The sequence below is a fragment of the Pseudomonas sp. GW821-FHT09C10 genome (assembly GCF_059418085.1).
This window is the reverse complement of the sequence record NZ_JBWKPE010000003.1, coordinates 328133-341749: the sequence shown is the minus strand read 5'-3', so window position 1 is coordinate 341749 and position 13617 is coordinate 328133. Positions and strand designations below refer to the sequence as shown.

The 13617-nt window shown below is 60.5% G+C and carries 13 protein-coding genes and 1 pseudogene; 4 read left to right on the top strand and 10 right to left on the bottom strand.

Features of this window, described 5'->3' with window-relative positions; translation table 11 throughout:
• The first annotated feature begins 189 nt into the window (after positions 1-189).
• Positions 190-549 carry a PilZ domain-containing protein gene (locus AC07OT_RS08620; protein ID WP_092358374.1) on the top strand — a complete coding sequence of 120 codons (360 nt, stop codon included), beginning with the start codon at positions 190-192 and terminating at the stop codon, positions 547-549.
• 60 nt (positions 550-609) lie between these two features.
• Here the strand turns inward: AC07OT_RS08620 and AC07OT_RS08615 are convergent, their stop codons facing one another.
• The 6 genes from AC07OT_RS08615 to AC07OT_RS08590 are packed head-to-tail and all read right to left on the bottom strand — an operon-like array spanning position 610 to position 7271.
• Positions 610-1941, bottom strand: coding sequence for a DUF58 domain-containing protein (locus AC07OT_RS08615; RefSeq protein ID WP_495107891.1), 1332 nt, complete (start codon positions 1939-1941; stop codon positions 610-612).
• Between the two features lie 7 nt (positions 1942-1948).
• Positions 1949-2944, bottom strand: coding sequence for an AAA family ATPase (locus AC07OT_RS08610; RefSeq protein ID WP_495107890.1), 996 nt, complete (start codon positions 2942-2944; stop codon positions 1949-1951).
• Positions 2941-4098 carry a DUF4350 domain-containing protein gene (locus AC07OT_RS08605; protein WP_495107889.1) on the bottom strand — a complete coding sequence of 386 codons (1158 nt, stop codon included), beginning with the start codon at positions 4096-4098 and terminating at the stop codon, positions 2941-2943. Before AC07OT_RS08605 ends, AC07OT_RS08610 begins: the two co-directional genes overlap by 4 nt.
• Positions 4095-5615 (bottom strand): DUF4129 domain-containing protein, encoded by a 1521-nt coding sequence (locus AC07OT_RS08600; protein WP_495107888.1) that lies wholly within the window; start codon positions 5613-5615, stop codon positions 4095-4097. Before AC07OT_RS08600 ends, AC07OT_RS08605 begins: the two co-directional genes overlap by 4 nt.
• Positions 5602-6582: a stage II sporulation protein M gene (locus AC07OT_RS08595; RefSeq protein WP_495100509.1), complete on the bottom strand. Its 981-nt coding sequence runs from the start codon at positions 6580-6582 to the stop codon at positions 5602-5604. The genes AC07OT_RS08600 and AC07OT_RS08595 overlap by 14 nt, the downstream gene beginning before the upstream one ends.
• Positions 6579-7271 (bottom strand): RDD family protein, encoded by a 693-nt coding sequence (locus tag AC07OT_RS08590; RefSeq protein WP_108574619.1) that lies wholly within the window; start codon positions 7269-7271, stop codon positions 6579-6581. Before AC07OT_RS08590 ends, AC07OT_RS08595 begins: the two co-directional genes overlap by 4 nt.
• Before the next feature lie 166 nt (positions 7272-7437).
• On the opposite strand from AC07OT_RS08590, the gene sbcB reads away from it, so the two are divergent.
• Positions 7438-8865, top strand: a complete 1428-nt coding sequence (sbcB, locus tag AC07OT_RS08585; RefSeq protein ID WP_495107887.1) for an exodeoxyribonuclease I — start codon at positions 7438-7440, stop codon at positions 8863-8865.
• A gap of 89 nt (positions 8866-8954) precedes the next feature.
• On the opposite strand, the gene mvaT is transcribed toward sbcB, so the two are convergent.
• Entirely contained in the window at positions 8955-9329 is a 375-nt protein-coding gene (gene mvaT / locus AC07OT_RS08580; protein WP_003175830.1) for a histone-like nucleoid-structuring protein MvaT, read from the bottom strand.
• A gap of 348 nt (positions 9330-9677) precedes the next feature.
• Here mvaT and purU point away from each other — a divergent pair, with 348 nt between their 5' ends.
• Together purU and AC07OT_RS08570 are read left to right on the top strand one after the other, a co-directional pair.
• Entirely contained in the window at positions 9678-10526 is an 849-nt protein-coding gene (gene purU, locus AC07OT_RS08575) for a formyltetrahydrofolate deformylase (protein ID WP_015885632.1), read from the top strand.
• A gap of 89 nt (positions 10527-10615) precedes the next feature.
• Complete coding sequence (locus AC07OT_RS08570) at positions 10616-10801, top strand: hypothetical protein (protein WP_495107886.1); 186 nt, start codon at positions 10616-10618, stop codon at positions 10799-10801.
• Positions 10802-10809: 8 nt separating this feature from the next.
• On the opposite strand, the pseudogene gpgD reads toward AC07OT_RS08570, so the two are convergent.
• The 3 genes and pseudogenes from gpgD to AC07OT_RS08555 form a co-directional block, all read right to left on the bottom strand.
• Positions 10810-11547 (bottom strand): annotated as a pseudogene (gpgD, locus tag AC07OT_RS08565) (N-acetylglucosaminyl phosphatidylglycerol deacetylase); the annotation flags it as partial.
• The gene (gene gpgS / locus AC07OT_RS08560) at positions 11540-12661 is read right to left on the bottom strand and encodes an N-acetylglucosaminyl phosphatidylglycerol synthase (RefSeq protein WP_495107885.1); all 1122 of its coding nucleotides are present in this window, start codon (positions 12659-12661) and stop codon (positions 11540-11542) included. The gene gpgS and the pseudogene gpgD, both read right to left, overlap by 8 nt.
• A 106-nt stretch (positions 12662-12767) precedes the next feature.
• Complete coding sequence (locus AC07OT_RS08555; protein ID WP_495107934.1) at positions 12768-13532, bottom strand: methyl-accepting chemotaxis protein; 765 nt, start codon at positions 13530-13532, stop codon at positions 12768-12770.
• Between the last annotated feature and the right edge of the window lie 85 nt (positions 13533-13617).

Sequence of the window (13617 nt, the reverse complement as noted above, 5' to 3'; positions counted from 1 at the left end):
CTTGGGCTATTCTTTCAACGTTCGTTTGTACAAGTTTCTATTCGAACGGATGCAGGGCCCGGATTCGGCAGCTGTCGAGTGACAAAATGTTGTCCGTTGTCACACCGAGATCCAGGGAGAGCGAGCAATTGCGCTCGTTCCGAATCACTGGCACGGCCAGAGTCATGGCCACTGGATGGCGATCTCACCATGTTTACCGACCGACGGATCGAGCGGCATCAACTACCGTATTTCCTGCAAGTGTTTAACCGTGTCACCGACAAACCCATAGGTTTTCTGGGTAACGTCTCTGACGACGGGCTGATGTTGGTCAGCCAGTTACCCATGATGGTCGATGTGGATTTCGAGTTGCGCTTGAAGATACCCGGGGCTGACGACACGTTCCATGTCATTGACATCACGGCGACCTGCCTGTGGAGCCATGAAGATATCAACCCGCAGCACTACGATTCCGGGTTCAGCGTGCTTGAGGCTCCCGAGGAATATGGGCAACTGATCAACGTGCTGTTGCAGTACTTCAGTTTTGATCCCTTGCAGGCTTCGGCCTAGAAGCGGCGCGCTGTCGACGCGGCCGGGGTGCTGCTGTCCCTGCCGCAGTCGTGCGCTTTTTTAGAATACTCCGGCTTTCTTCCAACCCAGGTAGCGTGTTACCAGGGCCGCGCCCATTTCTGATGGCAACGTATCCAACGCCGACAGGCCGTGGGCGTTCATGCGGTCATGCAATTCATCCCGAGTATTGAGGTAGTCGACAGTGCCGCTGTAGGCCAGGGCTTCGGGCAAGGTTTGTACGGGGGATTGGCGCAGTCGATCGAGTACTTCCTCACGCATGCTCGCCACCAGCACCCGATGTTGACGACTGATGCGCTTGACGGCGGAGAGTAGGGCTTCGTCGTCCTCATCCCGCAGGTTGCTGACAATAATGACCAATGCCCGACGTTTTTGCCGGGCCAGCAGTTGGCTGGCCGCTGCCTGGTAGTCGGCGGTTCGGCGGCTGGTGTCCAGGTCATAGACCGTATTGAGCAACAGATTCAATTGGCTGCTGCCCTTGACCGGTGCCAGGTAGCGTGGCTGGTCAGTGGCAAAGGTGCACAACCCCACCGCATCGCCCTGGCGCAGGGCCACGTAGCTAAGCAGCAGGCAGGCATTGAGGGCGTGGTCGAAATGGGACAGCTCGTCATCCTGGCTGCGCATGCGTCGGCCGCAATCGAGCATGAACACGATCTGCTGGTCGCGCTCGTCCTGATACTCCCGGGCGATGGGAGTACGTTGCCGCGCGGTCGCTTTCCAATCGATTTGCCGCAGGCTGTCGCCCTCACGAAACTCGCGCAGTTGATGAAATTCCAGTCCCAATCCTCGTCGTTGCCGTTGACGGACCCCCAGTTGGCTCAACCAGTTATCCACACCCTGCAGTTGTGCCCCGTACAGGCGGGCGAAGTCCGGATAGACGCGGGTGGCGTCCTCGGCTTCGATAAAGCGCCGTGCAGACCAGAGCCCCAAGGGACTGGGCAGGTGGATTTCGCAGCGACTGAACGCGAAATGCCCACGGCGCAAGGGGCGCAGGCGATAACCCAGCTCACTGCGTTCACCTGGGCGCAATTCGATGGACTGGGGCAGGTTTTCCACGCTCAGTCCGTCGGGGACGTGATCGAACACCTGCACTGTCAGCGCCTGTGGGTAGTCATGTTCCAGGGACAGGCGGACTTCGCCCCAGCGCCCCAGCGCCAGGCTGCCGGGCATCTGCCGGTGCACGCGCGGTGACGGTCGGCGCCGCAGTCGCAGCGCGTCGAGCACGGCCAGCAGCAACAGCGCCAGGAGCAAGCCCCACGTTATTGAGTGCAGGGTCTCGGGTACCTTGAACTGCAAAGCAGCCGCAGCGCCCAGCAGGATGCTCAAGCCCAGCAGTACGCTGAGCCAGGCTAATAACAGACGGGTCGGTTTCATGAACGGGTCATTGCCGGGGGGCCGGAATCTGGTCCAGCAGCTGCTTGAGCACCTGGTCGACCTCCAGCCCGTCTATATCCAGTTCTGGCGCAAGACGTACCCGATGACGCAGTACCGCCAGGGCACAGCCCTTGATGTCATCCGGTGTGACGAACTCGCCCGCACGTAACAAGGCCCGTGCGCGGGCGCCGCGTACCAGGGCGATGGAGGCTCGCGGGCCGGCGCCTATGGCCAACCCCGGCCAACTGCGGGTTGCTCGCGCCAGGCGCACGGCATAGTCGAGCACGTGTTCATCCAGGGGCAGTTCACTGGCGACCAACTGCAGCTGCAGCACGTCCTCGGCCTCCAGCACGGTGCGCAACGGTTGCACGTCCAGCATGTCGGCCCGTGATGAGCGTGTCACTTCGCGCACCATATCCAGTTCCTGCTGCGCATCGGGGTAGTCCATGCGTACCTTGAGCATGAAACGGTCCAGTTCGGCTTCCGGCAGCGGGTAGGTGCCTTCCTGTTCGATGGGGTTTTGCGTGGCAAGTACCATGAACGGCTGGCCAATGGGCAGCGCCTCCCCCTCGAGGGTGACTTGCCGTTCCTGCATGGCTTCGAGCAGGGCTGCCTGGGTCTTGGCCGGAGCGCGGTTGATTTCGTCGGCCAGCAACAAGTGGGTGAATACGGGCCCCTTGCGCAGCTTGAACTGTTCGGTGTGCAGGTCGTACACCGCGTGGCCGGTGACATCGCTGGGCATCAGGTCCGGGGTGAACTGGATCCGCGCGAATTCGCCGTCAAAGCAACGGGCCAGGGCCCGCACCAGCAAGGTCTTGCCCAGCCCGGGAACACCCTCGAGCAATACGTGGCCGCCGGCGATCAGCGCGGTGAGTACATCATCGATCACCTGATCCTGGCCGATCACCGCCTTGCGCAGTTCAATGCGCAGGGCCTGGGCCTGCTGGCTGGCGCGTTGCAGAGAGTCGCCGGGCAGGGTGGTAGCGCTGGGAAATTCGCTCATAGGGCATTCCTGAGGGTTTGCAGGCACGCCACCTGCCGGCTGAAATCGGCACTGGAAAGCCGTTTCGTCGGGAGTGGGCCGAGGGCCTGGCTGATGACGTGAGAGGGTTGGCGCGTCAGGTGGGCAAGTACTCGCCCCTGTTCCGTGTTGTCGAGATGTTCAAAGCCGGGGTGACGCTGCCGTGCGGCGCGCAGGATGTCGCGCTGCACGGCCTGCAACAGGGTGCCTTGGCCGCTGCGACGCAGCAGGAAGTCGGCGCTGGCTTTCAGGTGCTCCTGCAATTGCCGGCGTGCCTTGGGGGCGGGCGCCTGGATTGGGCCCTGGCGCATACCTGCCTGCCAGAGTGCCAGGGCAATCAGGGCAGTGAGCGCCACCAACGCCTGGGGGAAATAACGCAGCAGCAGGGTGAACAGATCATCTACGTCGCTGTTGAACAACAAGGTTACGGCAGTGCCCTGGGTCAGATACCACAGCAGCCAGGCATTGTCGTGTTTGCCGATATCCGGCGTTTTCCACAGCTCGCTGTCGGTGATCACCGTTACGCGGCCTTGCCCGAGGTCGAGTTGCATCAAGTGGCTCGACCGCGCGCTATTGGCTGAAAATTGTGCCAGGTGCTTGGGGTCGATAAGGTTGAAGTCAGTGTCGAAACTGAAATAGGCCGGGGCTGTGTCGTTGTCGACATACAGTTTGGTCAGGTCCGGTGCTTTTTTCTTGCGGGCGGGGGAAGGGTCATCGGGTTCGTCGCTGAGGGCCTGGTGGATAGGCAGGCGATCGAGCAGCAGGTCGCCGCTCTTGCCGGTTTCTTCGTCCCACAGGGCCTCGGCGACTACCAGTAGATGGCCGCCGGACCTGGCCCAGTCCAGGAGTTGCCCTGCCTGGCGTGGCGACATGTTGCCGCGTTCGCCCAGCAACAGCAGGCTGTTGCCCTTGGCGGGCAGGCTCGCCAGGCGTTCCAGGCCGTTGGCGTGCACCACGGCCAGGCCTTGCTGGCGCAGAAAGTGTTCGGCTGCCAGGTAAGGATTGGCCAGGGCTTCCGGGGAGGGGCCGCGGTCCACCACTTCTTCATAGGGAATCGCTTTGCTCCAGGCGTAAAAACCGCCCGCTCCAAGCAGGCACGCCAACAGCAGCCCCACCCACAGTAATGGCCGGTTCATCGGGCGCCTCCCGCACTGAACAGGGCACGCCAATCGTTGCACAGTTTCTGCTGGACTGAGACCGGGGGCAGGTGATGGCCATAGGCGAGGTTTCGCCAGTGCCGCGTCAATTCATCACTGAAGGCCAGCAACTGCGGCTGCTGCAATTGGTGAACCCGTTGCAGGACCTGGCCTTCGGTGTCAGCGCTTTTAAGGGGCAGGTTGAAGTCATGCAGCAACCTGCTCAGCAGGCCACGATACAAAAGGCCGAGGGCCTCCCGTGGCTGGGTAGACCAGAGTTGCTCGGCGGCGCTGGCGATATCCTCGGGCAGGGTCTCGGCGCCCAGTTCCAGGCCGAACAATTGCGCGGGTGGTGGCTTGGCTGCTTTGGGCGTACGTGCCCCGCGCAGGCTGACAAAGGTGCGCAACCAGTCCCGATAACGCCAGGCCACGAGGGCCACGCCACCGATCAGCAGGCTCCATAACAGCACTTCCAGGCCTTGGGCGACGGGCTTGAACGTGTTGCTGTTGAGGTTGTCCAGCAATGCCTGCAGCCACGCCGGAAGTTTGCCGTCACTGTGTGCCTTGTTTTTAACGACGGGCTTTTCTTCGCCAAAGCGATAGCGGGTGACGGTTTCAGGATTTTTGAAGGGGGGCTTGTCCAGCAGCGACTTGATGGACTGGCTTGCGCTTTGGGGAGGCAGTGGCTTGGCGTCATCCGCCATGGCGGGCGGGTTGAATGGCAGCAAGGTCAGCCCGATCACCAACACTAACAGTGGCGCCACACTGCTCAGGCGCTGGCGCAGACGGCGGAATACCAGCTCCAGGTCCCACGCCTCCAGCAGGGTGCGGCGATTGAGATAAAGGCTGAAACCGCAGGCGACATAGATGGGCTCCCAAAACACCAGGATCAAGGCGTAGAAGGCATTGCTCAAGTGTTCCAGCCAGACCCCCTCGGAGCCCGTCGCCAGCGCCAGCCGTTGCCAATCCCAATCCAGTTCAAGTTGTTGCGGAATGAATAGATAGAACAGCGCCATGCAGCCGAACCACAGGCCGATTTCCAGGTGCACCCCAACGGTGGTCAACCAGCGCGCGGCTCCTGCATTGCGCTGCTGCAGCACGCCCAGGCGTTTCTGACGCGCCTGGCCGTCCAGGCCTTCGAGCTGGCTGACCGGCATTACAAAACTGCGGCTGAGGCTAAGTCGGCGCCAGGTCAGGCTGGCCAGCAGTTGGTGGTTAAGCAGTCTTGGCCATTGGCGCACGGCCTGCTTAAGGCTGGGCGTTTCGCCGAACAGGGCTTTGGAGAGGATATATAAAGGCAAGCGGTCGAACGCCGGTTTGAGCCACCAGAACAGGAACATGGCTGTGGACGGGTATTGCCATAGCAACGCAGTAAGCAGGGCAAAAACCGGCAGGGTCACCAGCGCCCAACTGCTCATCAACAGCAGGCGATGTTCCCGGGCCATTAATACCCCAAGGTCCATAGCCTCCCATGCGGTACGCGGGCGAATCGCCACGCTGGCATTACTCAGGCGCATGGCGAGTCCGTCCGGCAAGGGTCAGGTAAGTCGCCACCAGCAGCCAAAGTGCAGCACCCACCAGGTATTTGATCCAAGGGGCGATCTGGGTGGTGGAAGACCAGTAGGCCTCGATAAAAGCTGCGATCAGCAGGAGCACCATGACACCGCACAGCAGTTGCACACTCTTGCGAGCGGCGAGCCGCAGGGATTCGCCACGGGTCAGTTGCCCCGGGGCGATCAGCGCCCAGCCCAGTTGCAGGCCCGCGGCACCGGCGAGTGCAATGGCCGTCAACTCAAAGGCCCCATGGCCGATGACAAATGACCAGAAGGTCTGCCCATAGCCGATTTCTGTCAGGTGCCCGGAAATCGCGCCGATGATCAGCCCGTTGAATATCAGGAAAAACACACTGCCCAGGCCGAACAGCAAACCGGCGGCAAATGTCTGAAAGGCGATACCGATGTTGTGCATCACGTAGTAGCCAAACATCATCCAGTCTTCGCTCGAAGCACGTTCGGCAGCGCGCCCCAGCCGGCTGGCCTCGGGGTCATACATGCCCTGCATCTCGGCCACCTGCTGGGGGCTGACAATGCTGTAGATCAGGTCGGGAAACAGGTAGACCAGCAGGGCAATGCCCAGCAGGCTGCCAAAGAACAGCAGGCTGGCAATCAACACGAAACGCCACTGTTCTCGCACCAGACGCGGAAAGTCGGCCAGGACGAAACTCAGCACATTCGCCGCCAGTTGGCTGCGGTGGCGATACAGTTGTTGATGGCCGCGCAATGCCAGTTGTTGCAGCGGGTCCACCAGGTAACTGCTGTAGCCGCGCTCCTGGGCGAGGGCCAGGAGCTGGCATAGACGCCGGTATTGATGAGGGAAATCGGCCATATCACTGGCCTTGGCCTTGCCGTGTTCCAACTGCTTCAGTTGTTCGGCAAACGCTTGCCATTGGTGTTGGTAACGGCTTTCGAAAAGACTCTGCTTCATGTCGGCCCCAGCAGGCCGCGGGCCACACCGTTGAGTTGCTCCACCGCGCGGGCCGGGGACACCTGCAGCGGCGTCGCAAGGATCGAGGCGAGTTCGTGTACCCGTTCAGGGGACAGTTCGCCCTGGCGTTCGGCGAAGCCAAGAATCGCTCGCTGTTCACTCAGGTCCAGGGCAAACGGCAAGCGCAGGGCTGCAGCTTGGGGCACCTGGGGACGTGCCAGCGGCTGTTCGCGGTAGACCACCAGGGCGCCGGCGGCCAGGTCGCCAAGGCGTTTGAAGTGAGGATGTTGCAGGCAACTGATGGCGCCGAGAAAGTAGCCGAAAGGCAGCATGTCGACAAACCGCAGGAGGTTGCGGATCAGCGACGCCGACCAGCCTATGGGGGTGCCGTCGTCCTGCACGACCCGTAAGCCCATGACCTGTTTGCCCGGTGAGCAGCCTTGGTTGAGCACCTCGAACAGCACCATGTACCACCAACTGACCAGGAACAGCAGAAGCGATCCCAGGCCGATACCGATATTGCCGAGCAACGCCAATGGCACCAGCAGCACGCCCATGATCACTGCGCGCGCGCCGAGGTCGAAGGCAAATGCCAGCGCCCGTGGCACCAGGCCGGCTGGGCGCAGCGGCAGGTCGATGCCCTCCGGGGTCTCGATCTGGTAGAGGGTGTCCAATGGGGCTGATGGCATCGCGATCCTTGGCAGTGCAGAGCGGCTGGAGACACGGATGCTAACAGTGTCCGTGATGGAAGCAACTACTCAAGGTTTTGCTGGGTGTTTGTACAGTAGAATTGGTGCTGGCTCCGAACACGGCTGAACGCCTAGACTTTGTCGATCTTCAGCACAGGAATAGCCCGTGACCACCATTTTCTGGTACGACTATGAAACCACCGGCATCAATCCGCGTAGCGATCGCCCCCTCCAGGTTGCCGGCATTCGTACGGACCTCGATCTCAACGAGGTCGGCCCGCCGGTCAATCTTTACTGCCAGCCCAGCGACGACATCCTGCCCCATCCCGCCGCCTGTGCCATTACCGGTATAACCCCTGGAATACTGGCGGAAAAAGGCCTGGCCGAGGCCGATTTCATGACCCGTGTACATGCCGAACTGGCGGCCCCGGGGACGTGCGGCGCAGGTTACAACACCTTGCGGTTTGACGACGAAATGACGCGCTATAGCCTGTATCGCAATTTTTTCGACCCCTACGCGCGGGAGTGGCAGGGCGGTAACAGCCGCTGGGACCTGATCGACGTGGTTCGCACTGCCTACGCCTTGCGCCCGGAAGGCATCGAGTGGCCCCAGCAGGATGGGCGGGTGACCCTCAAGCTTGAGCGCCTGACTGCCGCCAACGGCATTGACCATGGCCAGGCCCACGATGCGTTGTCCGACGTACGTGCCACCATCGCCCTGGCGCGCCTGGTGCGCGAGAAGCAGCCCAAGCTTTACGAATGGCTGTTTCAACTGCGCAGCAAGCAACGGGTGATGGACCAGGTGCGCCTGCTGCAACCCATGGTGCATATCTCCGGACGTTTTTCCGCCGAGCGTCATTACCTGGGTGTCGTGCTGCCCCTGGCCTGGCACCCGCGCAACCGTAATGCGCTGATTGTCTGCGACTTGGGGCTCGACCCCCAAGGGCTGCTGGACATGGATGCCGCGGCCTTGCGCCAACGCCTGTACACCCGTCGCGAGGACCTTGCTGAAGGCGAGCTGCCGGTGCCGCTCAAGTTGGTGCATATCAACCGTTGCCCCGTGGTCGCGCCCTTGAACGTACTGCGGGCTGAGGACCGTGGGCGCCTGCAATTGGATATGGATATTTGCCAGGCGCGAGCCCTGCGGCTAACTGACGCACAGGAACTTTGGCGGGATAAGTTGGCGGTTATTTACGCCGAGGAAGATTTTGCCCCGAGCGCAGACCCGGAACAGCAGCTTTACGAAGGTTTTATCGGGGATCGTGATCGACGCTTATGCGAGCAAGTCCGGGCGGCGGAACCTGCGCAGTTAGCCAGCCAGCAGTGGCCTTTTGATGATCACCGTTTGCCTGAATTATTGTTTCGTTACCGGGCGCGTAACTTCCCCGATACGCTGAACGGCGAGGAGCTACAACGTTGGAAACTTTTCTGTCAGCAACGTTTGGCAAATCCTGAATTCGGCGCGCCGAATACCTTGGAGGCATTTAATCAAGCCCGGCAGGAGTTGGCCGTTAGTGCGACGCCGTTTCAGCAGCAGGTGCTGGAGCAATGGCAGAGATATGCCGACTCTTTAGCCGCTCGTGTGAATCGGTAATAGCGGTTTGTAGAAAAGACGGTCAATAAAAAACGCCAGCAAGCTGGCGTTTTTAATGGGTTGCGTATCAAGCGCAGACCGGGTGAGGCTTAGCCCAGCAGGGTAGCCCAGCCTTCAACCACGTCACCGCCCCACTTGGCTTTCCACTCTTTCAGGGTTTTGTGGTTGCCGCCTTTGGTTTCAATCACTTCACCGTTGTGCGGGTTTTTGTATTGCTTGACCTTGCGCGCACGCTTGGTACCGGTAGTTTTCACGGCGCCACGGGGTGCTTTAACTTTCGACTCTGGATCCAGCAGCGCGATGATGTCACGCAGGGATTTGGAGTATTCACCCATGAGGGTGCGCAGTTTGCCTTCGAATTCCAGCTCGGTTTTCAGTTTGTCATCTTGGGACAGGTTCTTCAAACGAGCTTGCAGCTCTTTGATAGCTTCTTCGGTGGCACGGTATTCGTTGATCAGAGACATGTGGACTACCTTATGTAGAACGCTGATTGACAGGGATAGTGGCCCAATAATAGTCAGGCGGTTTCCCCAAGTAAACATTTAAGCGCGTATTCAGGTGAATTACTTTGAATGTTTGTGAAGACGCTATGCAATCGAGTTAATTAGTAGGGGCTACCCCGAAAATAATCTCCTTGAAATTCGCATAATTGCTGCAGCGTGCGCTGTTCATTCATATAGCAATGGTAAAACCATGCGCTATTAAGGGATGTGGCCAGGGCAACGGATCAGAATAAGGCTCATCGAATACTGCAGTTTTTCTGCACAATCGCTAGAATGGCGGCCTTTGCGAAGTTCTGGAGTTCCCCCCTAATGCGCACTTTTCGGCTGGTGATTGCTTGCCCGGACCGGGTCGGCATCGTTGCCAAAGTCAGTAACTTTCTGGCCTCCCACAACGGCTGGATCACCGAGGCGAGCCATCACTCGGACAACCTCAGCGGTTGGTTCTTCATGCGTCACGAAATCCGTGCCGACACGCTGCCCTTTGGTCTTGAGGCTTTCCGCGAGGCATTTGCGCCCATCGCGGAAGAGTTTTCGATGACCTGGCACATCACCGACACCGAGCAGAAAAAGCGCGTGGTGTTGATGGCCAGCCGCGAATCCCACTGCCTGGCCGATTTGTTGCACCGCTGGCACAGCGACGAGCTGGACTGCGAGATCGCGTGCGTGATCTCCAACCATGACGACCTGCGCAGCATGGTCGAGTGGCATGGCATCCCTTACTACCACGTGCCGGTCAACCCGCAGGACAAGGAGCCGGCGTTCGCCGAGGTCTCTCGCCTGGTCAAGCAGCACGAGGCCGATGTGGTCGTGCTGGCGCGCTACATGCAAATCCTGCCGCCTGAGCTGTGCCGCGAATACGCAGGCAAGGTGATCAACATTCACCACAGCTTCCTGCCGTCGTTCGTGGGGGCCAAGCCTTACCACCAGGCTTCCCTGCGGGGCGTGAAGTTGATTGGCGCAACCTGCCATTACGTCACCGAAGAGCTGGATGCCGGTCCGATCATCGAGCAGGACGTGGTGCGTGTCAGCCACAGTGACAGCATTGAGGACATGGTGCGGTTTGGCCGTGATGTCGAGAAGATGGTGCTGGCCCGTGGCCTGCGCTATCACCTGGAAGACCGCGTGCTGGTGCACGGCAACAAGACGGTCGTATTCTGATTCAAGCGTCTTGGTTGAACAAAGAAGGGCCTGGGCGTTAAATCGCTGCAGGCCCTTTTTTCATTCCCCGCACTTTTCAGGACCAGGCCATGACCGACCCACTTGATAAAGCCACGTCCAAGGCACCTGCTACGTTGGGTGAGGGCTGCCTGAGTCGTTACGACCCGGATGCGCTGGAGCCGGAAGACGGTACGGACTTTCCGGGAGCCGCCGAGCTGTGGGAGCAATTGCAGGAGGCCGATGAATTGCCCGTTTCCCCTGGCCGAGGTGCTTGAGCGACCACCTGTTCAGCCAGCCAGGCAGCCTTGGTCAGCGGTGTTCGCCCTGCGTCGAGTAGGCGTTGTACGGTTTCAAGCCAATAGCAGCGAGAGAATGCGTGACGCATGTCCACCGGGTGCACGCCCAGGCGAATCACCGGGGCGGCGTGCCAGCGCTGTTCGCGACGATCGCTGATGACTCTGGACACCCCTCGGCGCCATGCACTGCGCGCACTCCAAGTCAGGCCCGGGGCGTCGATCGGCGTGAAATCGGGCAGTCGATACAGATGCTGCGGGCTGCTGGTGTAGCTCAGCGGTAGTTGGCGCAGGGCCTCGCGAGTGCCCTGGCTCATTAACCAGGCGGGTGCGACGAAGCCGTGCAACGGCCAGTCATGACGCCGGAATACTTCAATGCCATCCTGAAGACGATCAAGAGCCTGGGCTTGAGACAGTTGATAGAACTCAGCCTCATGGGTGTAGAGGCGGCGCATGAACCAGTCTTTGGGTGTGCGCGGTGCCGGTTGGTCATCGCAATGGTAGTAACCGTGCAAGGCAAGTTCATCGCCCTTGGTCACGCGGCGATCCAGCAGGCGTTGAAAATCGCCGTGGGCAGTCAAGGGGGCGCGATGATGGAAGTCCGGCACCACCAACCATGTGATAGGCACGGCGCCCAGGGCATCGACGGCTTCGACAAAGGGCCGATAATCGGGCCAGTTGTGCGGCGCCACATCGTGCAGCACCAGTAATACCGAGCGCTCAGGCATGGGAAGGCATCGGCTTGTGACTGCCCAGTACTGCGTGGTAGTGGCCGAGCAGGCTGTCGACCACCGTATACCAGGCGTAATGTTGTTCTACATGACGCCGAGCCTGCGCGCCCAGGCGCCTGCTGCCGAAGTTGAACAGCTCGCGCACCGTATCGGCCATCGCCCTTGGATTGTTTGGCGCGCACAGCAGGCCGCAGCGTTCGTCGACTATCTCCGTGAACGCGCCAGCCGCCACCGCGATTACCGGTATGCCGCAAGCCATGGCTTCGAGGATGACGAGGCCAAAGGTTTCCTGGTCGCCGCCATGCAGCAAGGCATCGGCACTGGCCATCAGCCGGGCGACATGCTGTGCCGGGCGAAACCCCTCGATGACGGTGACATTGGCCGGCACGCTGGTCGGCATGCCGGAGCCCACCAGCACCAAGTGATAGCCGTCCCCCAGGCGTTTCATGCAGCGAAGCAGGATCGGCAGGTTTTTTTCCTTGGAACCGCGCCCGGCAAAGATCAGCAGGCGGGTGTCTGCGCCGATCCCCAGCTCGGCGCGCAGGCCTGGGTCGCGGGCGTCAGGGGTAAAGGTTTGCAGGTCCACGCCCAGTGGTTGGACGAACACATTCTTCACGCCGAGCCCCATGAGCTTGTCGGCCATTACCTGGCTGGGCGCCAGCACCCGGTCGAAACTTCCATAGAGTTTGCTGACATAGGCTTCAACGTTCGGGGCAAACCAAGACCCCATGCGGTTGCTCACCAGTAACGGTAAGTCGGAGTGGTAAAAGCCGATCACCGGCACATCCAGCTGACGCCGGGCATCCAGCGCGGCCCAGGCGGTGAGATAGGGATCACCTACCTCGATCAGATCGGGCTGTAAATCGTGCAGGACATTTCGCCAAGGGGCGAGGCGAAGAGGGAAGCGGTAGCCTTTGCCGAAAGGCAGCGCGGGAGCCGGTACCTTGAAGATGCCATCCTGATTGCTCCATTGCGCGCCGGGAATCAGCAGGCTATGGCGAATGCCGGGCTTCAGCCTCAGGCGTCGGTGCTTGGCGTCCAGGTAAGTGCGCACGCCGCCGCTTGTCGGGGCGTAGAACATGGTTATGTCAGCGATATGCACGATGAACATCCCTCCGATCCATTGCTCTCCTAACGTGGACCTGAGCTAAGGATAGATGTTCGGTTGGCGTTCATCGTGAAAACAGTGCAGGAGCCTGACCGGCTCCTGCGGTAGTTCAGATCCGGAAGCTGCCCACCAGCTGTTTCAACCGCGCCGCCTGCTGTTCCAGGTCGGCGCAGGCGCGCAGCGTCGATTGCAGGTTTTCCACGCCTTCCTGATTGAGGGTGTTGATCTCGGTGATGTCCATGTTGATCGACTCCACGACCGAGGTCTGCTCTTCAGTGGCGGTGGCCACCGACTGGTTCATGCCGTCGATCTCGCCAATGCGCTGGGTCACGCTGTTCAAGCGTTCGCCGGCCAGGTTGGCGATTTCCACGCTGTCATGACTGTGGCGCTGGCTGTCGCTCATGGTGCTGACTGAGTCACGGGCACCGATTTGCAGTTCCTCGATCATCTTTTGTACTTGCTGTGCCGACTCCTGGGTGCGATGGGCCAGGTTGCGCACTTCATCGGCGACCACCGCAAACCCGCGCCCGGCCTCCCCGGCGCGCGCGGCTTCGATGGCTGCGTTCAGTGCCAGCAGGTTGGTTTGCTGGGAAATACTGGTGATTACCTCAAGAATCTGGCCGATATTCACCGTCTTGCTGTTAAGTGCTTCGATATTGCTGCTTGAAGTGCTGATCATTGCAGACAGCTGAGTCATCGCCTTGATATTGCGTTCAACCACCAGTTGACCGTCCTCGGCCAGGTGCCGCGCATCGCTGGCCTGGTTGGAGGCCTGTGCGGCGTTACGCGCGATTTCCTGTGCGGCGGCGCCCAGTTCGTTGATCGCGGCGGCAACGCTGTTGGTGCGGTTGGCCTGTTCGTCGGAGTTGACCATCGACGAGTTGGATGCACTGACAACCCGCAGTGCGACTTCATTCACCTGTTGGGTGGCTGAGGACACTTCGCGGATCGATGTATGA

Coding starts and splice junctions, on each gene's coding strand:
- gpgS (WP_495107885.1), bottom strand. CDS start 12,661: ATGTTCATCGTGCATATCGCTGACATAACCATGTTCTACGCCCCGACA.
- AC07OT_RS08605 (WP_495107889.1), bottom strand. CDS start 4,098: ATGAACCGGCCATTACTGTGGGTGGGGCTGCTGTTGGCGTGCCTGCTT.
- purU (WP_015885632.1), top strand. CDS start 9,678: ATGCGCACTTTTCGGCTGGTGATTGCTTGCCCGGACCGGGTCGGCATC.
- AC07OT_RS08600 (WP_495107888.1), bottom strand. CDS start 5,615: ATGCGCCTGAGTAATGCCAGCGTGGCGATTCGCCCGCGTACCGCATGG.
- AC07OT_RS08570 (WP_495107886.1), top strand. CDS start 10,616: ATGACCGACCCACTTGATAAAGCCACGTCCAAGGCACCTGCTACGTTG.
- AC07OT_RS08555 (WP_495107934.1), bottom strand. CDS start 13,532: ATGGTCAACTCCGACGAACAGGCCAACCGCACCAACAGCGTTGCCGCC.
- AC07OT_RS08615 (WP_495107891.1), bottom strand. CDS start 1,941: ATGAAACCGACCCGTCTGTTATTAGCCTGGCTCAGCGTACTGCTGGGC.
- AC07OT_RS08595 (WP_495100509.1), bottom strand. CDS start 6,582: ATGAAGCAGAGTCTTTTCGAAAGCCGTTACCAACACCAATGGCAAGCG.
- AC07OT_RS08590 (WP_108574619.1), bottom strand. CDS start 7,271: ATGCCATCAGCCCCATTGGACACCCTCTACCAGATCGAGACCCCGGAG.
- mvaT (WP_003175830.1), bottom strand. CDS start 9,329: ATGTCTCTGATCAACGAATACCGTGCCACCGAAGAAGCTATCAAAGAG.
- AC07OT_RS08610 (WP_495107890.1), bottom strand. CDS start 2,944: ATGAGCGAATTTCCCAGCGCTACCACCCTGCCCGGCGACTCTCTGCAA.
- AC07OT_RS08620 (WP_092358374.1), top strand. CDS start 190: ATGTTTACCGACCGACGGATCGAGCGGCATCAACTACCGTATTTCCTG.